The sequence below is a fragment of the Albidovulum marisflavi genome (assembly GCF_025751435.1).
Lineage (GTDB): Bacteria > Pseudomonadota > Alphaproteobacteria > Rhodobacterales > Rhodobacteraceae > Albidovulum > Albidovulum marisflavi.
Map to the genome: position 1 here is coordinate 146,052 of NZ_JAOWKY010000002.1, position 18,954 is coordinate 165,005.

The following is an 18,954-nucleotide window of genomic DNA, read 5'->3' on the forward strand; positions in this document are numbered from 1 at the left end:
TTGCCGATCGGAAAGATGCCTGAACGCAAGCCCGCCCTCCCTCCATTTTCTGAAAGCGAGATGACCATGTCCTATCCGACGCTGTTCTTCCCACTCCAGCTTCGCCACAAGACGCTGAAGAACAGGATCGTTTTCGGCGCGCGCACCGTCAACATGAGCCACGAGGGCATACCGGCGCCGCGGCACTTTGGCTACTACCGGGAACGCGCACGCGGCGGGGCGGCGATGATCGTGGTGGAGCCTTCGCCTGCACATCGGACCGGCGTCTTGATCCGCGGCAACTTCCTGGCCGAAAGCGACGAGGTGATCCCGCATTTCCGCAAGATCACCGATGAATGCCATGACCACGGCACCGTCATGGTCCACCAGATCTTCCATGTCGGCGGGCACGGGGATCAGGACAACAGCTGGCAGCCCTACTGGTCGCCGTCGGGCCTGCCCTCGATGCATGATCCCTGCGGCAGCCATGCGATGACCGACGCCGAGATCGAGAAACTGATCGAGGCTTTCGTTCAAGCCGCGCGACGCGACCGCGACGCGGGGTTCGACGGCGTGGACCTTTTCGCCGGCTACAACTGCATCATCGACCAGTTCTGGTCCCCGATCACCAACAAGAGGACCGACAGATGGGGCGGATCGCTTGAGAACCGGCTGCGTTTCGGTGTGCGTATCGTCGAGGGCATCCGAAAGATGGCGGGAGCGGATTTCATCATCGGCATGACCATTTCCGGCGCCAAGAAGTACCCCGGCGGGCTGTCGCTGGAAGACAAGCAGGAAATCGTGAGCTGGCTCGATCAGCGCGGCCTGGTCGACGACTGCTCGGTCGGGACCGGCAGCTACCTGAACCAGTTTTCCAAGATCGTGCCCAGCTTCCACTTCGGCATGTTCCTGGGCCGTGATGACGCCGCCGCGATCAAGGAGGTCGTTTCCCACGCCAAGGTCACCGCCGAGGCTCGCATCAAGACCCCCTCGAACGCGGAAGAGGTTCTGAGCGCGGGCAAGTCCGACCTCGATTCGATCGTGCGCGGGCAGATCGCAGACCCCCATCTTGCGAACAAGGCCAGCCAAGGACGCGCCGAGGACATCCGGCCCTGCATCTCCTGCAACCAGATTTGCATCGGCCGCCGGCTCAGGGACTACTACGTTTCCTGCCTGATCAACCCGTCGGTTTCCAGGGAACACGAATGGGACGGCGACACCGTCCGCCCGGCCGAAAGGCAAAAGCACGTGCTTCTGGTCGGTGGCGGTCCCGCCGGGATGGAGGCCGCCCGCGTCGCCGCGGAACGCGGCCACCGCGTCAGGCTGGTCGAAAGGACACGCGAACTGGGCGGACAATTCCGCCTTGCCTCGGGCCAGCCCGAGCGCGGCGAGATCGGGGCGTATCTGACCTGGCTTCAGACACAGCTGACAAAGCTCCAAGTGAAGGTGGAGCTGGGCAAGGACATGACCGCCGACGACATCCGCGAAAGCGGCGCGGACGAGGTCATACTCTGTACCGGTTCCGTTCCCTCGCGCAGCGGCTACCAGCGGCCCTTCCCGCATCAGGAGCGTTTGCCGGGCGCGGACCTGCCCAACGTCCACACCATCCAAGACATCCTTGACGGTTCGGTGGATCCCGGTACCAACGTCCTTCTTCTTGACGACATCAATGGCTGGTGGCCCGCCTCGGGAACGGCGATCCACCTTGCCCGGCAAAGGCACATGGTCACCGCGCTCACAGCCTCGGAGAAGGCGGCGGCCCAGCTTGACATCAGCCTGACGGGTGACACGACGCGCGAGCGTTTCGCGAAGTATGGCGTGGAGGTGATCCTGGCCTCGGCCCTTGAAAGCTGGGACGGGCGAACCGCGCGGATTGTGAACCTCTATACGGGGGACGTGGAAGAGCGGGATTTCGACAGCCTTGTCATGGCGCTGACGAACGAACGCGAAGACCGCCTGACGCGGGAACTGCATGAGGACACCCAGCTTTCGGTGCATGCGATCGGCGACACGGTGCAGGCCAGAACGGCCAGCATGGCCATCTACGAGGCGCGCAGCCTAGCGATGGGAATGTAGATCACGGGTGAATCGCGCAACCGCCGCCGCAGTCCCGGCAAGCCGCTCCGGCAGGCGCGGCGGGCGCCGCCCGCCGATCAAAGCTTTCTCAGCACCTGCTCATAGAAAAGCTGCGCGCTGCGGGGCAGTTCTCGGGTCCTGTCGCGCACCACGAAGTACGGCGTCACCGACAATTCGGTCGCCGTGTCGATCATCGTCAGGCGCGCACCGAAATCATGGCCAGTCAGAAGCTCGGCGACCTCACGCGACTGGGGCGCGATCACATCGGATGTCGCCAGAAGCGCCTCGACCATCAAGAGCGAGGAGGAATTGATCACCTTGTGCGGCACCGCGATCCCGGCCGCATAGAAGGCCTGTTCCACCGCTTCACGAATTGGCGACCCGCGTTCCTGGATCACCCATTCATAGGCCACCAGCTCCTCAAGCCCGACACCCTTCCGATGCGCCAGCGGATGCCCCTCTCGCACCAAAAGGCGAACGGCCTCGGATCGGGCGGGGTGCACAAGCAGGTCGCGGCTGTCCTGCGTGGCGGGCACGCGGGCCATGATGAAGTCGAAACGGCCTTCGTTCAGACCGCGCACAAGATCGGTCGACGGGCCAACATCGATGGACAGCGAGATGTCCGGCGCGATCTCGCGCATCACGGCCATCGCAGGCAACAGGATGCCAACGGCAGGGCCCGTGACCGACCCGATCCGCACGTCCCCCGCGACACCGCTGGAAAGCGAGGTCACCTCCTTCTCCAGGCTCTCGAGCCCCGACAGCACGATGCGCGCGTGACGCGCGAAGGCCTCTCCGACCTGTGTCGTCTCCATACCCTTCGGCGTGCGCTTGAAGATCGGACTGCCGCACATCCTTTCGACCTCGCTCAGGATGCGCGATGCGGCGGGCTGGGACATGTTGAGCGCGCGGGCCGCAACCTGAAGCTGCCCGACCTCGTGAATCTTGAGCAGCAACTGCAGATGCGTTGGCTTGATCTGCCTGATGAAGCGCATTGCGGGCCTTTCGTATACCATTCGTGATATGCAGTTATCACATAATCCAATTTTACAGTGATGTAATTTTCCGTCTAACTCGCTCTCACGGCCCGATTGCGGTCCGTGGACACACAGAAGAGCGGGCATGCGGCAGCAAGGGAGTGGCTCGCGTCTTTCGGGAGGATAAAATGAAGATCAGGACGATACTGACCGCGGCCACCGCGGCTATTGCTTTTGCGTCTGCGGCCTACGCGGACGGTCTTGTCGGCATCGCCATGCCGACCAAGTCCTCGGCACGCTGGATCGCCGACGGCGACAACATGGTCAAGGAGCTGCAGGCCGCGGGATACGAAACCGACCTGCAGTATGCAGAGGATGACATCCCCAACCAGCTTTCGCAGATCGAGAACATGATCACCAAGGGTGTCGACGTGCTGGTGATCGCGGCGATCGACGGCACGACGCTGTCGAACGCGCTGGAAAACGCGGCGGCAGCGGGCGTCAAGGTCATCGCCTATGACCGTCTGATCCGCGACTCCGGAGACGTCGACTATTACGCCACCTTCGACAACTTCAAAGTCGGGGTCCAGCAGGCCACAAGCCTTGTCAACGGCCTGAAAGAGCGCTTCGGAGACGGCCCCTACAACGTCGAACTGTTCGGCGGATCGCCCGACGACAACAACGCCTATTTCTTCTACAACGGCGCGATGAGCGTGCTGCAGCCGCTGATCGACAACGGCACCGTCGTGATCCAGTCCGGCCAGATGGGCATGGACAAGGTCGGCACCCTTCGCTGGGACGGCGCCGTGGCGCAGGCGCGCATGGACAACATCCTGTCGGCCAACTACACCGACAAGGAAGTGCACGGCGTGCTGGCCCCCTACGACGGCCTGTCCATCGGCATCCTGTCCTCGCTCAAGGGTGTCGGCTATGGTTCGGGCGACCTGAAGATGCCGATCGTGACCGGTCAGGACGCCGAGGTCCCCTCGATCAAGTCGATCCTCGCGGGCGAGCAGTATTCGACCATCTTCAAGGACACCCGCGAGCTTGCGAAAGTCACCGTGGGCATGGTCAATGCCGTTCTTGAGGGCACCGAGCCCGAGATCAACGACACCGAGACCTATGACAATGGCGTCAAGGTCGTGCCCTCCTACCTGCTCGAGCCGGTCTCGGTCGACGCGTCCAACTGGGAAGAAGTGCTGATCGGTTCCGGCTACTACACCGCGGATCAGATCCAGTAAGCCACTCCCCAAGACCCGTCCGCCCATCTGTCCCAGCTTGGGCGGACGGTTCCCGCAATGCAAAGAGGCCAGCATGACCGCGCTTCTTGAAATGCGTTCCATCACCAAGGAGTTCCCGGGGGTCAAGGCGCTTGACCGAGTGAACCTGGAGGTGAAGGAAGGCGAAATCCACGCGATCTGTGGCGAAAACGGTGCCGGCAAGTCGACGCTGATGAAGGTTCTGTCGGGCGTCTATCCCGTGGGCAGCTACGATGGAGAAATCCATTACGAAGGCCGGCTGGCGGAATTCCGCGGCATCCGTGACAGCGAACATCGGGGCATCATCATCATCCACCAGGAACTTGCCCTGGTTCCGCAGCTCTCGATCGCCGAAAACATCTTTCTGGGAAATGAAACCGCGCGCGGCGGCATCATCGACTGGCACGAGGCGAACCATCGCACCGAGGCCCTTCTGAAGAAGGTCGGCCTTAAGGAAAGCCCGATGACGCTGGTCGACAGCCTGGGCGTCGGCAAGCAGCAGCTTGTCGAAATCGCCAAGGCGCTGTCCAAGGACGTGAAGCTTCTGATCCTGGACGAGCCGACGGCGGCGCTGCAGGAAAACGACTCGAAGAAGCTTCTTGACCTGATGCTCGAACTGAAGTCGCAAGGCGTCACCTGCATCATCATCTCGCACAAGCTGAACGAGGTCCGCTACGTCGCGGATACCGTGACCGTCATTCGCGACGGCATGTCGGTCTCGACGCTCGACGCCAAGAAGGGGTTGTCCGAGGACGACATCGTCCGCGACATGGTCGGACGAGAGATGTCGGACCGCTACCCCGAGCGCAACCGCCGGGCCGGCGACATCATCATGGAAGTCGAAAACTGGAACGTCTGGCATCCCGAACATGCCGAGCGCCAGATCATCAAGAACATCTCGATGAACGTGCGGGCGGGCGAGGTCGTGGGCATCGCTGGCCTGATGGGCTCCGGCCGGACCGAGCTTGCCATGTCGATTTTCGGCCGGTCCTACGGGCGCCGCATTTCGGGCACGGTCAAGCTGCACGGGCGCGACGCCGACGTTTCGCGCGTCGACCGGGCGATCTCGTCGGGGCTGGCCTATGTGACCGAGGACCGCAAGCGGCTTGGCCTGATCCTGGACGAGACGATCCGGTTCAACACCACGCTCTCCAACCTGCAAAGCGTCTCCTCGAACGGGGTCCTGGATGCAAACGAGGAAACCGAGGTCGCCGAGAAGTACCGCGCCATGCTGCGCACGCGGACACCTTCGGTCTTCCAGAAGGTCGGCAACCTGTCCGGCGGCAACCAGCAAAAGGTCGTGCTCGCCAAGTGGCTGAACACCGCGCCCGAGGTCCTGATCCTGGACGAACCGACCCGCGGAATCGACGTCGGCGCAAAATACGAAATCTATGCGATCATCAACGAACTGTCGGCCGAGGGCAAAGGGGTCGTCCTGATCTCGTCCGAGATGCCGGAGCTTCTGGGGATGTGCGACCGGATCTACGTCATGAACGAGGGCGCCTTTGTCGGGGAGCTTTCCGCGAGCGAGGCCAGCCAGGAGCGCATCATGTCGCTCATCGTGGACGAAAGGGGATAAAGGGATGACGACGGACACGAACGACATGGCGACGAATGCCGGCGCCGCGGCATCGGAGAGGAAAGGGCTAAAGAGCTATCTCGCCTCTCACATGCGCGAGTTCGGCCTTCTGTTCGCGCTGATCGCCATCATGGTCTTCTTCCAGATCGTGACGGGCGGCACGCTGATGCGCCCGGTGAACATCACCAACCTGTTCCTGCAGAACAGCTACATCATCATCATGGCGCTCGGGATGCTGATCGTCATCGTGTCGGGCCATATCGACCTTTCCGTCGGATCCGTCATGGGCTTCGTGGGCGCGCTGGCAGCCGTGCTGATCGTCAACCACGACGTTCCGATCCCCATCACGGTCGCGCTCTGCCTGCTTGTCGGCGCGGCGATCGGCGCCGCGCAGGGCTACTTCGTGGCGATGTGGCGCATCCCCTCTTTCATCGTGACGCTGGCCGGCATGCTGGTGTTCCGCGGCCTGTCCCTTTGGCTTCTTGAGGGTCAGTCCGTTGGCCCCTTCCCCAAAAGCTTCCAGATCCTTTCGACCGGCTTCGTCCCCGAAATCTTCCCCGCCTCCATCGGAGAAGCACTCGCCTCTGCCTTCGACACGCGCAATTTCAACGTGCTGTCCTTCGCGCTTGGCCTGATCGCCGCGGCCGTGGTCGTCCGGATGGGCCTCAAGAAGCGCGCGCGCAACGCGCAATACGGCATCGCGGACGAACCGATCGGCCTGTTCTGGGCGCGCACGGCGATCATCGCCGCCGCGATCATCTTCCTGATGTTCAAGCTGTCCACCTTCCGCGGCCTTCCGAACGTCGTGGTGACGATGGGCGTTCTCATCCTGATCTACACCTTCATTACCGAAAAGACGGTGATCGGCCGCCGCGTCTATGCGCTTGGCGGGAACGAGAAGGCCGCCAAGCTGTCCGGCATCAAGACCGAGCGGCTGACATTCCTTGCCTTCGTCAACATGGGCGTGCTGGCCGCCCTTGCGGGGTTGATCTTTGCGGCGCGCCTGAACACGGCGACACCCAAGGCCGGCTTCGCGCTTGAACTGGACGTCATCGCGGCGGTCTTCATTGGCGGCGCGTCGATGTCGGGCGGATCGGGCAAGATCATCGGCGCGGTCGTGGGCGCGTTCATCATGGGCGTGATGAACAACGGCATGTCCATCATGGGCATCGGCATCGATTACCAGCAGGTGATCAAGGGGTTGGTGCTGCTCGCCGCTGTCTTCTTCGACGTCTACAACAAGAACAAGCAAGCCTGAAGGCTGGCAGGGAAAGGATACTCCCATGGCGTTCAAACCGGCGCATTGGCCGCGCAAGCTGCGTTCGCAGGAATGGTACGGCGGCACGTCACGCGACACGATCTACCATCGCGGCTGGCTGAAGAACCAGGGCTACCCGCATGACCTGTTCGACGGACGCCCGATCATCGGCATCCTCAACACCTTTTCGGAACTGTCGCCCTGCAACGGCATCCACATGAAGGAGCTGGCGGAAAAGATCAAAGCCGGCATCTGGGAGGCGGGCGGCTTCCCGGTCGAGGTTCCGGTGTTCTCGGTCTCGGAAAACACATTCCGCCCGTCCGCGATGATGTTCCGCAACCTGGCGGCCCTTGCGATCGAAGAGACCATACGCGGACAACCGATGGACGGCGCTGTTCTGATGGTGGGCTGCGACAAGACCACGCCCTCGCTGATGATGGCGGCGGCGTCCTGCGACATCCCCTCCATCGTGGTGACAGGCGGACCGATGCTGAACGGCTACTACCGGGGCGAACGTGTCGGCTCTGGCACCCACCTTTGGAAGTTCTCGGAAGCCGTGAAGGCGGGTGAGATGACGCAGGAAGAATTCCTGGAGGCCGAGGCGTCCATGTCGCGCTCGACGGGCACCTGCAACACGATGGGCACCGCCTCGACCATGGCCTCCATGGCGGAAAGTCTTGGCATGGCGCTGTCGGGCAATGCCGCGATCCCGGCGGTCGACAGCCGCCGCCGCGTGATGGCGCAACTCTCGGGCCGGCGCATCGTGCAGATGGTCAAGGACGACATGAAGCCCTCCGACATCCTGACCAAGGAGGCCTTCGAAAACGCGATCCGCACCAACGCGGCCATTGGCGGGTCCACCAACGCGGTGATCCATATCCTGGCTCTGGCCGGGCGCGTCGGCATCGACCTGACGCTGGAGGACTGGGACCGCTGCGGGCGCGACGTGCCGACCATCGTGAACCTGATGCCTTCGGGCAAATACCTGATGGAGGAGTTCTTCTATGCCGGCGGCCTGCCCGTCGTGCTGAGGCGACTTGGCGAAGGCGGCCTGCTTCACAAGGACGCCCTGACTGTATCCGGCCAGACGATCTGGGACGAGGTCAAGGACGCCATCAACCACAACGAGGACGTGATCCTGCCCACCGACAAGGCCCTGACCCAATCGGGCGGCATCGTGGTCCTGAAGGGCAATCTTGCGCCCAAGGGCGCGGTGCTGAAGCCCTCGGCGGCGACGGCCTCGCTGCTTCAGCACCGCGGCCGCGCCGTCGTGTTCGAGGACATCGACGACTACAAGGCCAAGATCGCGGACCCGGACCTCGACATCGACGAGACCTGCGTCATGGTCATGAAGAACTGCGGTCCGAAGGGCTATCCGGGCATGGCCGAGGTCGGGAACATGGGCCTGCCGCCCAAGGTCCTGCAAAAGGGCATCACCGACATGGTTCGCATCTCGGATGCGCGCATGTCCGGCACCGCCTATGGCACGGTGGTTCTGCACACCTCGCCCGAGGCCGCCGCCGGCGGTCCGCTGGCCGTCGTTCAGAACGGCGACATCATCGAACTTGACGTCAAGAACCGGAGGCTTCACCTCGACATTTCCGACGAGGAACTGGCCGCGCGCCTTGCCAAGTGGACCCCGCTGCCGGACCAGCCGACCAGCGGCTACGCCTGGCTGCACCAACAGCATGTCGAAGGCGCGGACACCGGCGCGGATCTCGGCTTTCTGAAAGGGTGCCGCGGAAATCCGGTCGGAAAGGACAGCCATTGATGGATATCGCACTCATCGGCATCGGAAAGATCGCGATCGACCAGCACGTCCCGGCGATCGCGGCCTCGCCCGACTTTTCGCTGGCGGCGACGGTGTCCCGACACGGCCGCGTCGAAGGTGTCGAAAGCTTCACCGAAATAGCAGAACTGCTTGCCGCGCGCGACGACATCAGGGTTGTTTCCTTGTGCCTGCCGCCTGTTCCGCGGTTCGAAGCTGCGGCCAAGGCCATCCGGGCTGGCCGGCACGTCATGCTTGAGAAACCGCCGGGTGCGACGCTGGCGGAATGCCACGCGCTTATCAAGCTCGCGAAAGAGCACAAGGTCTGCCTTTTCGCAACCTGGCATTCGCGCGAGGCGGACAAGGTCGCCCTGGCCAAGGCATGGCTGGCCGACAAGCGCCTGACCTCATTGCAGGTGACCTGGAAAGAGGACGTCCGGCGCTGGCATCCCGGTCAGGACTGGATCTGGGAGCCGGGCGGCATGGGTGTGTTCGACCCCGGCATCAACGCGCTGTCCATCGTGACCGAGATCCTGCCCGACGATATCCACCTGACCGAAGCGACGCTGGACGTCCCGGCCAACCGGCAGACCCCCATCGGCGCCGAGTTGAGCTTCTACCACCCGCAGGGCGCCAGGGTCGGCGCCATCTTCGACTGGCGGCAGGAAGGCGAACAGATCTGGACGATCGAGGCGGTGACAGACCAGGGCACCCTGACGCTTCTGGACGGCGGTGCGCGCATCCAGATCGACGGGGTCGAGGACGCGGTGAAGGACGAAAACCCTCTGGCCGGCGAGTATCCCCGTCTTTACGCGAGGATGGCCCGGCTGCTGTCCACGGGCGGCATCGACATGGACCTGCGCCCGATGATCCACGTCTGCGACGCGCTGGCGCTTGGCCGGCGCAACAGCGTCGCCCCGTTCATCGAATAAACCGAAAGCAGCCACGACATGAAACAGCCCCTAACAGGTATCCTTCCCGTCGCCCCGACGCCGTTCTTCGACGACGGTCGCGTGGATGAAGAGGGCATGAAGCGCATCCTCGACTGCATGATCGACCAGGGCGTCGACGCCATCTGCGTTCTTGCCAACTACTCGGAACAGTTCGTCCTGTCTGACGAGGAGCGCGCAACCCTGACCCGCCTTTCGCTGGAACATGTCGCGGGGCGGGTGCCCGTTATCGTGACGATTTCGCATTTCGCCACCCAGATCGCGGTCAGGCGCGCCGTCGAGGCGGAGTCGCTTGGCGCCGCGATGGTGATGATGATGCCGCCCTACCACGGCGTCGGCCTGGTCCCACCGGAACATGCCATCTTCGGCCAGTTCAAGGCGGTGTCGGACGCGATCAATATCCCGATCATGGTGCAGGATGCGCCGCTCTCGGGGGTCACGTTGTCCGTTCCACTCCTGGTGCGCATGGCAAGGGAGATCGCGAACGTCTCCTACTTCAAGATGGAGATGCCTTTTGCCGCCGACAAGCTTGCCGCGCTGATCGAACAAGGCGGAGAACATATCGTGGGCCCCTTCGACGGCGAAGAGGCCGTGACGCTGCTGGCGGACCTTGACGCAGGCTGCACGGGCACCATGACCTCTGCCCTCCAGCCGGAAAAGATCCGGCCGATCCTGACCGAGTATCGCGCCGGAAACGTCGATGCAGCGCTTGACCAGTGGCGGCTCTGCCTGCCGCTGATCAACCATGAAAACCGGCAATGCGGACTTCGCGCGGCAAAGACCGTGATGATGGAGGGCGGCGTGATCAGGTCAGACCATGTCCGCGCGCCGCTTCAGCCGATGAGCGAGCGGACCAAGGCCCGGCTGCTGGAGCTTTGCCGGGAACTCGACGTGATCGCCCTCAAGTGGGGCAAGTGAAGCCCATGATGACGTTCACCCCGCACGGCAAGCACCTGATCGCAGGCGAATGGGTCGGCACCGAAACCCGCTTTGCTTCCGAACCGGCGTACGGCCCGGCGCATGCATTTTCCGTTGGCACGCCCCAGCTGGTCGATCGCGCCTGCGAGGCCGCGGAACAGGCGTTCTGGTCCTACGGCTATTCGACGCGCGAAGACCGCGCCGCGTTCCTTGACGCCATCGCGGATGAGATCGAGGCCCGCGCCGAGGCGATCACCCGGATCGGCAGCCAGGAAACCGGTCTGCCTGAAGCCCGTCTTCAGGGCGAGCGCGGGCGCACCACCAGCCAGCTTCGCCTGTTCGCCAAGCATATCCTGAAGGGCGACTATCTTGACCGCCGCCATGACGCGGCCCTGCCCGACCGCCAGCCCCTGCCCCGGCCCGATCTGCGCATGATGCAACGCCCGATCGGCCCCGTGGCGGTCTTTGGCGCGTCGAACTTCCCGCTTGCCTTCTCGACCGCGGGCGGTGACGCGGCGGCGGCCCTTGCTGCGGGCTGCCCGGTCGTTGTCAAGGGTCATGGCGCGCATCCCGGCACCGGCGAGATCGTGGCCGAGGCGATCCATGCCGCGATTCAGAGCACCGGAATGCCGCAGGGCGTGTTTTCGCTTGTCCAGGGCGGTAACCGCGACGTCGGGCAGGCGCTGGTGCGGCACCCATTGATCAAGGCCGTGGGTTTCACCGGCTCGCTTGCTGGCGGAAGGGCGCTGTTTGACCTGTGCGCATCGCGGCCCGAGCCGATCCCCTTCTTCGGCGAACTTGGCTCGGTCAACCCGATGTTCATGTTACCCGATGCGCTTGTGCGGCGGGGCGGTGCCCTTGGCAAGGGTTGGGCCGCCTCCCTGACCATGGGGGCCGGCCAGTTCTGCACGAACCCCGGCATCGCCGTGGTGATCGGCGGGCAAGCGGCCGATGGCTTCATCGAGGCCACCCGCGCCGCGCTCTCGCAAACCGGTCCGCAGGTCATGCTGAGCGACGGGATCGCCGCAGCTTATGCCCGCGGCTCCGAACGTGTGGGCGGCGCGGCAGGCGTGCAGGATCTTCTGACCTCGATGTGCGACAGGCGCCAGGCAAAGCCGTTCCTGTTCAAGGTCCAGGCGCGCGACTGGCTGGGCAATCACGCGCTGTCCGAAGAGGTGTTCGGCCCGCTCGGTCTTGTTGTCGTCGCAGAGGATACGGAGGCGATGCTGACGGTTGCGCACAGCTTCGCCGGCCAGTTGACCGCGACGCTGCATATGGACGACGGTGACGTGACGCTTGCGCGCCGCTTGATGCCGGTGCTGGAACGCAAGGCGGGCCGCGTGCTTGCGAACGGCTTTCCCACGGGAGTTGAGGTCTGCGACAGCATGGTTCATGGCGGCCCCTATCCCGCCTCGACCAACTTTGGCGCGACGTCGGTCGGCACTCTGTCGATCCGCCGCTTCCTGCGCCCCGTCTGCTACCAGAACATCCCCGAGGCCATCCTGCCGCAGGACCTGGCGTGACATGACGCTGCGGGTCGCCGTCGATTGGGGCACCACCACCTTGCGGCTGTGGACACTGGCGCCCGACGGAGCCGCGATGATCCACAGGCGGTCTGGCAGGGGGATGGGCAAGCTTTCCCCATCGGAGTTCGAGACAGCCTTTCTTGACCTGGCAGGCGATCTGGTCGCGGCGGCCGGATCAGCCGATGTGCTGATCTGCGGAATGGCCGGGGCCCGCTCCGGCTGGCGCGAGGCGCCCTATCTTCCGGTCCCCTGCGCCCCGGGCACCGCCGGCGCGGTGCGCGCCGAAACCCGCGACCCGCGGCTTTCGGTGCACATCCTGCCCGGATTGTCGCAGGCCGAGCCTGCGGATGTGATGCGCGGAGAAGAAACCCAGATCGCCGGTTTCCTGGCGGCGCGGACGGTCTTCGACGGCGTGCTGTGCCTTCCGGGCACCCATACGAAATGGGTGCGGGTGCGCGGCGGCAAGGTGGAACACTTCCGCACCGTCATGACGGGGGAGCTTTACGCGCTGCTGTCAGGCGCGTCCGTCCTGCGGCTTTCGATGGCCGAGAACGATCCATGGCGACCCGACGCATTCGATCGGGCGCTTCATCACTCGCTATCGGCGCCACAGGACCTTACGTCGGCGCTGTTTTCGCTGCGGGCGGACAGCCTGCTTGCCGAGCTGCCGGGTGGAACCGCCCGCTCTGCCTTGTCCGGCTTGCTGATCGGCCACGAACTGGCCGCGATGCGGCCGCTCTGGTCCGCCAACCCAATCGCGATCATCGGCGATCCGGCATTGTCCGAACGCTATCGCGCGGCACTTGCCCAAGCGGGCTGCGCGGCTGAAATGTTCGACGGCAGCGACATGGTGCTGCAAGGTCTTCGGGCAGCCTTCGCGAAGATGAAGGAGACTTGACATTGTCACGCAACATAGTCGCGATCCTGCGCGGGGTGACGCCGCCCGAGGTCGAAGCGGTCTCGGAGGCTCTTGTCGACTGCGGGATCACGAGGATCGAGGTGCCGCTGAACTCCCCCGACGCCTTTGCCTCGATCGAACGGCTGGCCAGTCGGTTCGGAGCCGTGGCGCTGATCGGTGGCGGCACGGTCCTCACCGTGGACGAGGTGGCGCGTCTGCACGACTGCGGGGCGAGGCTGGTCGTTTCACCGAACATGAACCCCGACGTCATCCGCGCGACACGTTCGGCGGGAATGAGATCCTATCCTGGCGTGATGACACCGACGGAATGTTTCGCAGCCCTCGACGCCGGTGCGAGCGGGCTTAAGCTTTTTCCCGGATCCCTGATCGGACCCGATGGCCTGCGGGCCCTTCGCGCCGTGCTGCCCACCGCGACCGAGGTCCTTGCCGTGGGCGGGGCAGCACCGGACAATTTCGTCCAGTGGATGGCGGCGGGGGCAAGCGGCTTCGGGATCGGAACCGCGCTGTATCGGCCGGGCGACACGGCGGCAGGCGTCCGCAAGAAGGCGCAGGCGGTTGTTGCGGCGTTCGACGCAAGTTCCGGGGGGCAATGACATGAACGTTCGGGTTTTCGACGACCGCAGCTGTTATCTTGGCGAGGGGCCGATCTGGCATTCCGGCCTTCGAACGCTGTTCTGGTTCGACATCATCAACAAGCGGCTTCTGGCGCGAGGGCCCGATGGGCCGCGTGACTGGCAGTTCGACGAATGCCATTCTGCCGCGGGCATCATCGACGACAAGACGCTTCTGATCGCTTCGGAAACGGGGCTTTGGCGCTTTGACATCGCGACCGGCGCGCGGACGCCGGTCAAGACGCTGGAGGCGGACCGTCCCGACACGCGGTCCAACGACGGCCGCGCGGACCCTTACGGCGGATTCTGGATCGGAACGATGGGCAAGCGCGCCGAACCCGAACAAGGGGCGATCTATCGTTACTTCAAGGGAGAGTTGCGTCAGCTTCACGCAGGGCTGACGATCCCAAACGCCATCTGCTTTTCTCCCGATGGTGCCTATGCCTATTTCGCATGCACGCGTTCTCGCACGATCCGTCGCCAGGCCCTTGACGCCGAAGGATGGCCCAGGGCGGCGCCGGAGGTGTTCGCCGATCTGCGGGACGAGGGACTGAACCCGGATGGGGCGGTCGTCGACGCGGAAGGCTGCCTGTGGAATGCACAGTGGGGCGCCGGACGGGTGGCGCGCTATCGCCCCGACGGAACCTTCGACCGCGCGTTCGAGGTGCCCGGACGTCATTGTTCCTGCCCGGCCTTCGGCGGCCCTGGTCTGGGCACGCTGTTCGCCACGACCGCGCAGGAGGGGATGGATCAACCGGATTCCGCCCAGGGACTGGTCTATGCCATCGACGTTCCCTTCAGGGGGCGCGACGAGCCGCGCGTCATCGTCCACCAGGCCTGACAGCCTGCGTGGTCTGGAACAGAAACCCGCCCGCGCGACGAAAATGGATGCATATCCTGAGCCCTGACGCCTTGGCGATCGGGGCGGCCTTCATCATCTGGCGCGGGCCGCCGATCTCTCGCGGGCCGGCGGCGATCAGGGCGATGCGGATATCGGTTGTGATCATTTCGTCCACTCTCAAAGGCTGTCGTAGAAGGGGGTTACATCGGTCACGTCGAAGCGCATAGGGACGGGGTCGGCCAGTCGCCAGATCGGGGCCGGTTGCCCCGCCATCAGCGACAGCGCGCGCGCCGTGTCACAGACGCCGCCATACGGCCGTCGGGAATGGCGGACCGGGGCCGCTCCGGGCGTCAATCCCGGTCGGGGTCGAAGCCCAGGCTTGCCTGGAACCGGGCGAACTCGCGGTCCGTCGGCGCCTGGCCCGAGTAGGTTTTGACATAGGCCGGAATGCGCGCCATGCGCGTCGCGACGCTTTCCCTGACCTGCATCGAGATGTAGCCGATCTGGACCAGATAGACGGTTCGCGCACGCACATCGGCGTCCTCGGCGCCGTAGCCGAACCGTTCGAACATCGCGCGGATCGCCGCCAGCCGCCGTTCATCCGCTGCGGCAACGCGGGCCATGACGGCATCGGACTGATGTGCCCAGCCCCGGATCGCGAAATCCAGACGCGGCTGAAAACGGCTCTCGTCAAGAAAGACGCCAATCACGTTCAGCACCGCCTCGGCGATCGTTTCGGCATAGGCGTCGCAAGCCGCGACCAAGGCCCCGGTATTGGTCTGATCCCAGTCTTCAAGCAATGCATCAAGAATTGCCGCTCGGTCCTTGAAAAACCAGTAGAAACTGGTCCTGGACAAGTTCAGATGGTTGGCCAGGGGCTGAATCTTGACCGCTTCGATCCCGCTTTCCAGGAACGCGGCCTTCGCGGCCTCAAGCCACCCCTCGCGCGAGCCGCGCCAGCCCGAGGGTTTCCTGTCCTCATCATCTTGCCGCATCTGATCCATGGCCCGACAATACCGCACGACCACCCGGCGTCAAACAGGAATTGACGCATGTGAACTTAATCTTGACATATGTGAACATTTTTTGGATTTTGCGGCAGCACCAAAGGGAGGCCCCGATGTCCAATGATCCGCTCCTGCAGCCATATCAGCTGAAACACCTGACGCTTAAGAACCGGATGATCATCACCAGCCACGAACCGGCCTACCCGGAAGATGGCATGCCCAAGGACCGCTACCGCGCCTATCACGTCGAGCGCGCGCGCGCTGGCGTCGCCATGACGATGACCGCTGGTTCGGCGTCGGTCGCGCGCGACAGCCCGCCCGTCTTCAACAATATCCTCGCCTGGAAGGACGAGGTCGTGGGCTGGATGAAGAAGCTGACCGACGAATGCCACGACCACGGCTGCGCCGTGATGATCCAGCTGACGCACCTTGGCCGCCGCACCCGCTGGGACAAGGCGGACTGGCTGCCGGTCGTCTCGCCCAGCCACGAACGCGAACCCTCGCACAAGGCGTTTCCGAAGAAGGCCGAGGATTGGGACATCGCGCGCATCATCGAGGACTATGCCGACGCCGCCGAGCGGATGAGGGACGCCGGGCTCGACGGGATCGAACTGCAGGCCTATGGCCACCTGATGGACCAGTTCTGGTCGCCGCTGACCAACTCTCTGGAAGGTCCCTATGGCGGCAGCCTGGACAACCGCCTGCGCTTCACCTTCGATACGCTCAAGGCGATCCGCGACCGGGTCGGGTCCGAGTTCATCGTGGGCATCCGCTATACCGCGGATGAAGACATGCCGGGCGGCCTGACCAAGGAAGACGGGATCGAGATTTCCCGCCGGCTCAAGGACAGCGGGATGGTCGACTTCCTGAACGTCATCAAGGGCCATATCGACACCGACGCGGCGCTGACCGACGTGATCCCGGTGCAGGGCATGCGCAGCGCGCCCCACCTTGATTTCGCGGGCGAAGTTCGGGCGGCGACCAAGTTCCCTACATTCCACGCCGCCAAGATCCAGGACGTGGCCACGGCGCGCCATGCGATCGCGTCGGGCAAGCTGGACATGGTCGGCATGACCCGCGCGCATATGGCCGATCCGCACATCATCGCCAAGATCATGCGCGGCGAGGAAGAGCGCATCCGCCCCTGTGTCGGCGCGAACTACTGCCTTGACCGGATCTACCAGGGCGGCATGGCGCTCTGCCTGCACAACCCCTCGACCGGGCGCGAACTGGAGCAGCCGCACGACATCGCCAAGGCCGAGACCCGCAAGCGCGTGGTCATCATCGGCGCGGGCCCGGCAGGGCTGGAGGCTGCCCGCGTGGCGGCCGAACGCGGGCACGAGGTGATCGTGCACGAAGCCGCGAACGATCCGGGTGGCCAGGTGCGCCTGACGGCGCAGACCCCACGCCGCGCCGAGATGATCCAGCTGATCCAGTGGCGGTTCGAGGAATGCACGCGCCTCGGCGTGACCTTCCACTTCAACAGCTTCGCCGATGCCGACATGGTCGTCGCCGAAAAGCCCGACGTCGTGATCGTGGCGACCGGCGGCCTGCCGCACACCGAGATCCTGGGAGATGGCAACGCACTTGTCGTGTCGACCTGGGACATTCTTGCGGGCGACGCCCAGCCCGGCTCCAATGTCCTGATCTACGACGACGCCGGCGACTACCCTGCCCTTCAGGCGGCCGAAAAGATCGCAGCGACCGGCGCCAAGGTCGAGATCATGACCCGCGACCGGACCTTCGTGCCCGAGGTCATGGCCATGTCGCTGACCCCATCGATGCGCGAACTGCAAAAGCGTGACGTGACCTTCACGGTCACCTGGAAGCTCGACGCGGTGCGCCGCGACGGCAACGAGTTGATCGCGACCCTCGGCAGCGACTACGGCGGGGTCAGCCGGGAACGTCGCGTGGACCAGGTCATCGTCAACCACGGCACGCGGCCGCTTGACGATCTCTACTTCGACTTGCGCGACGGTTCGGTCAACCAGGGCGAGGTGGACTACGAAGCGCTGGTCGCGGGCGAACCGCAGACCGTCACACGGAACCCGAAAGGCACCTACCAGCTGTTCCGGATCGGCGACGCGGTCTCGGCGCGCAACACGCATGCCGCGATCTACGACGCGATCCGCCTCGTACGCCACGTCTGACGAAAAAGCCCGGCGTGGGAACCACGCCGGGCTTTCACTTCCGAACGGAAATCGCTGCCCTCAGGCGTCGACCTCCACCGTTCCGATCGGCTTCGAGCAGCAGGCCAGGATATAGCCCGCCTCGATATCTTCCTCGCTGATACCGCCGTTGTGCACCATGAGGACCTCGCCAGAGATTTTCTTGACCTTGCAGGTCCCGCAGATCCCGAAATTGCAGCCCGAAGGCACCGGCAGGCCCGATCCCTTGGCGACCTGAAGCACGGTGTCCGTCTCGGAGCAGTCGACCGAGATACCCGCGCGGGCGAAGCGGATCTCGGCGCGCACCTCGTCGGCGGGGACGAAGTCGTCGAAGACGGTGATGTCCTCGACCGTCTCGGCAGGCGCGGCGAAGGATTCCTGGTGGTAGCGGCCCATGTCGTAGCCGAGCGAGATCAGGATCTCGCGCACCGCCGTCATGAAGCCCTCGGGCCCGCAGCAGTAGACGTCGCGCTCCAGATAGTCCTGGCACATCAGGCCCAGCATCAGCTGGTTGAAGGTGCCGCGATACCCGGTCCAGACCTCGTAGGGATCGCTGTTCTGGACGACGAAATGCAGCTGAAGGCCGCTTATCCGGCCCGCCATGAACTCAAGCTTGCGGCGGAAGATCAGTTCGACCGGCCGGTTCGCGCACTGGATGAAGCAGATGTTCGGATCTTCGCCCCGTTCGAAAAGCGTCGTCGCCATCGACATCATCGGCGTGACGCCCGATCCGGCCGAGATGAACAGGTACTTGCCATCCGGCTGGCGCGGCAGATGGAACAGGCCCGCGGGGCCATAGGCCTTGATCCGCATGCCGGGCTTGAGATGGTCGATCATCCAGCGCGTGGCGACCGACCCCGGCTGCGCCTTCACCGTGACCGTGATGTAGGCGCTGGAAACCGGGGAAGACGAGATGGTGTAGGTACGCTGAATGTTTCCGCCCGGCACCGGCAGGTCCAGCGTGATGAACTGGCCTGCGCGGTAGACGAAGGTCGCGCCCGAAGGCGGCCGGAAGGAGAAGGTCTTCACGTCCGGCGCTTCGGGAATGACCATCACGCATTCCAGAGGCTCGCTGTCTGTCCAGACCGGCGTGTCTTCGCGGGGCATAGGGATCATCG

The 18,954-nt window shown here is 64.3% G+C and carries 16 protein-coding genes; 12 read left to right on the top strand and 4 right to left on the bottom strand.

The window, feature by feature from the left end:
* The first annotated feature begins 60 nt into the window (after nt 1-60).
* A complete protein-coding gene (locus OEW28_RS09615; protein WP_263734548.1) occupies nt 61-2,055 on the top strand; it encodes an oxidoreductase in 1,995 nt (664 codons plus the stop codon).
* A 77-nt stretch (nt 2,056-2,132) separates the two neighbouring features.
* Here OEW28_RS09615 and OEW28_RS09620 read toward each other — a convergent pair whose 3' ends face one another.
* Entirely contained in the window at nt 2,133-3,050 is a 918-nt protein-coding gene (locus OEW28_RS09620; RefSeq protein ID WP_263734549.1) for a LysR family transcriptional regulator, read from the bottom strand.
* 170 nt (nt 3,051-3,220) lie between these two features.
* Here OEW28_RS09620 and chvE point away from each other — a divergent pair, with 170 nt between their 5' ends.
* The 10 genes from chvE (at nt 3,221) to OEW28_RS09670 (ending at nt 14,661) form a co-directional block, all read left to right on the top strand.
* Nucleotides 3,221-4,273 (top strand): multiple monosaccharide ABC transporter substrate-binding protein, encoded by a 1,053-nt coding sequence (gene chvE, locus OEW28_RS09625; RefSeq protein ID WP_263734550.1) that lies wholly within the window; start codon nt 3,221-3,223, stop codon nt 4,271-4,273.
* Nucleotides 4,274-4,346: 73 nt separating this feature from the next.
* Nucleotides 4,347-5,870, top strand: a complete 1,524-nt coding sequence (gene mmsA, locus OEW28_RS09630; protein WP_263734551.1) for a multiple monosaccharide ABC transporter ATP-binding protein — start codon at nt 4,347-4,349, stop codon at nt 5,868-5,870.
* Between the two features lie 25 nt (nt 5,871-5,895).
* Nucleotides 5,896-7,128 (top strand): multiple monosaccharide ABC transporter permease, encoded by a 1,233-nt coding sequence (gene mmsB / locus OEW28_RS09635; protein ID WP_263734957.1) that lies wholly within the window; start codon nt 5,896-5,898, stop codon nt 7,126-7,128.
* 25 nt (nt 7,129-7,153) lie between these two features.
* Nucleotides 7,154-8,899, top strand: coding sequence for an L-arabinonate dehydratase (araD, locus tag OEW28_RS09640; RefSeq protein WP_263734552.1), 1,746 nt, complete (start codon nt 7,154-7,156; stop codon nt 8,897-8,899).
* Nucleotides 8,899-9,828, top strand: coding sequence for a Gfo/Idh/MocA family protein (locus tag OEW28_RS09645; RefSeq protein WP_263734553.1), 930 nt, complete (start codon nt 8,899-8,901; stop codon nt 9,826-9,828). Before araD ends, OEW28_RS09645 begins: the two co-directional genes overlap by 1 nt.
* A gap of 18 nt (nt 9,829-9,846) precedes the next feature.
* Nucleotides 9,847-10,764, top strand: a complete 918-nt coding sequence (locus OEW28_RS09650) for a dihydrodipicolinate synthase family protein (RefSeq protein ID WP_263734554.1) — start codon at nt 9,847-9,849, stop codon at nt 10,762-10,764.
* Nucleotides 10,765-10,772: 8 nt separating this feature from the next.
* Nucleotides 10,773-12,287, top strand: coding sequence for an aldehyde dehydrogenase (NADP(+)) (locus tag OEW28_RS09655; protein ID WP_263734555.1), 1,515 nt, complete (start codon nt 10,773-10,775; stop codon nt 12,285-12,287).
* Between the two features lies 1 nt (nt 12,288).
* A complete protein-coding gene (locus OEW28_RS09660) occupies nt 12,289-13,188 on the top strand; it encodes a 2-dehydro-3-deoxygalactonokinase (RefSeq protein WP_263734556.1) in 900 nt (299 codons plus the stop codon).
* Nucleotides 13,189-13,190: 2 nt separating this feature from the next.
* Nucleotides 13,191-13,802: a 2-dehydro-3-deoxy-6-phosphogalactonate aldolase gene (locus tag OEW28_RS09665; RefSeq protein WP_263734557.1), complete on the top strand. Its 612-nt coding sequence runs from the start codon at nt 13,191-13,193 to the stop codon at nt 13,800-13,802.
* 1 nt (nt 13,803) lies between these two features.
* Nucleotides 13,804-14,661, top strand: a complete 858-nt coding sequence (locus OEW28_RS09670; protein WP_263734558.1) for an SMP-30/gluconolactonase/LRE family protein — start codon at nt 13,804-13,806, stop codon at nt 14,659-14,661.
* Here OEW28_RS09670 and OEW28_RS09675 read toward each other — a convergent pair.
* Nucleotides 14,642-14,827: a hypothetical protein gene (locus OEW28_RS09675; RefSeq protein ID WP_263734559.1), complete on the bottom strand. Its 186-nt coding sequence runs from the start codon at nt 14,825-14,827 to the stop codon at nt 14,642-14,644. The genes OEW28_RS09670 and OEW28_RS09675 overlap by 20 nt on opposite strands.
* A 184-nt stretch (nt 14,828-15,011) precedes the next feature.
* Entirely contained in the window at nt 15,012-15,665 is a 654-nt protein-coding gene (locus tag OEW28_RS09680; RefSeq protein ID WP_412174794.1) for a TetR/AcrR family transcriptional regulator, read from the bottom strand.
* A gap of 116 nt (nt 15,666-15,781) precedes the next feature.
* Between OEW28_RS09680 and OEW28_RS09685 the strand changes: the two genes are divergently transcribed.
* Entirely contained in the window at nt 15,782-17,818 is a 2,037-nt protein-coding gene (locus OEW28_RS09685) for an NADH:flavin oxidoreductase (RefSeq protein ID WP_263734560.1), read from the top strand.
* Between the two features lie 60 nt (nt 17,819-17,878).
* On the opposite strand, the gene OEW28_RS09690 is transcribed toward OEW28_RS09685, so the two are convergent.
* The gene (locus tag OEW28_RS09690; protein ID WP_263734959.1) at nt 17,879-18,943 is read right to left on the bottom strand and encodes an FAD-binding oxidoreductase; all 1,065 of its coding nucleotides are present in this window, start codon (nt 18,941-18,943) and stop codon (nt 17,879-17,881) included.
* Between the last annotated feature and the right edge of the window lie 11 nt (nt 18,944-18,954).

Bases quoted from the DNA above. Each gene is read 5' to 3' on its own strand.
- OEW28_RS09615 (WP_263734548.1), top strand. From the start codon at position 61: ATGACCATGTCCTATCCGACGCTGTTCTTCCCACTCCAGCTTCGCCAC.
- OEW28_RS09620 (WP_263734549.1), bottom strand. From the start codon at position 3,050: ATGCGCTTCATCAGGCAGATCAAGCCAACGCATCTGCAGTTGCTGCTC.
- chvE (WP_263734550.1), top strand. From the start codon at position 3,221: ATGAAGATCAGGACGATACTGACCGCGGCCACCGCGGCTATTGCTTTT.
- mmsA (WP_263734551.1), top strand. From the start codon at position 4,347: ATGACCGCGCTTCTTGAAATGCGTTCCATCACCAAGGAGTTCCCGGGG.
- mmsB (WP_263734957.1), top strand. From the start codon at position 5,896: ATGGCGACGAATGCCGGCGCCGCGGCATCGGAGAGGAAAGGGCTAAAG.
- araD (WP_263734552.1), top strand. From the start codon at position 7,154: ATGGCGTTCAAACCGGCGCATTGGCCGCGCAAGCTGCGTTCGCAGGAA.
- OEW28_RS09645 (WP_263734553.1), top strand. From the start codon at position 8,899: ATGGATATCGCACTCATCGGCATCGGAAAGATCGCGATCGACCAGCAC.
- OEW28_RS09650 (WP_263734554.1), top strand. From the start codon at position 9,847: ATGAAACAGCCCCTAACAGGTATCCTTCCCGTCGCCCCGACGCCGTTC.
- OEW28_RS09655 (WP_263734555.1), top strand. From the start codon at position 10,773: ATGACGTTCACCCCGCACGGCAAGCACCTGATCGCAGGCGAATGGGTC.
- OEW28_RS09660 (WP_263734556.1), top strand. From the start codon at position 12,289: ATGACGCTGCGGGTCGCCGTCGATTGGGGCACCACCACCTTGCGGCTG.
- OEW28_RS09670 (WP_263734558.1), top strand. From the start codon at position 13,804: ATGAACGTTCGGGTTTTCGACGACCGCAGCTGTTATCTTGGCGAGGGG.
- OEW28_RS09675 (WP_263734559.1), bottom strand. From the start codon at position 14,827: ATGATCACAACCGATATCCGCATCGCCCTGATCGCCGCCGGCCCGCGA.
- OEW28_RS09680 (WP_412174794.1), bottom strand. From the start codon at position 15,665: ATGGATCAGATGCGGCAAGATGATGAGGACAGGAAACCCTCGGGCTGG.
- OEW28_RS09685 (WP_263734560.1), top strand. From the start codon at position 15,782: ATGTCCAATGATCCGCTCCTGCAGCCATATCAGCTGAAACACCTGACG.
- OEW28_RS09690 (WP_263734959.1), bottom strand. From the start codon at position 18,943: ATGCCCCGCGAAGACACGCCGGTCTGGACAGACAGCGAGCCTCTGGAA.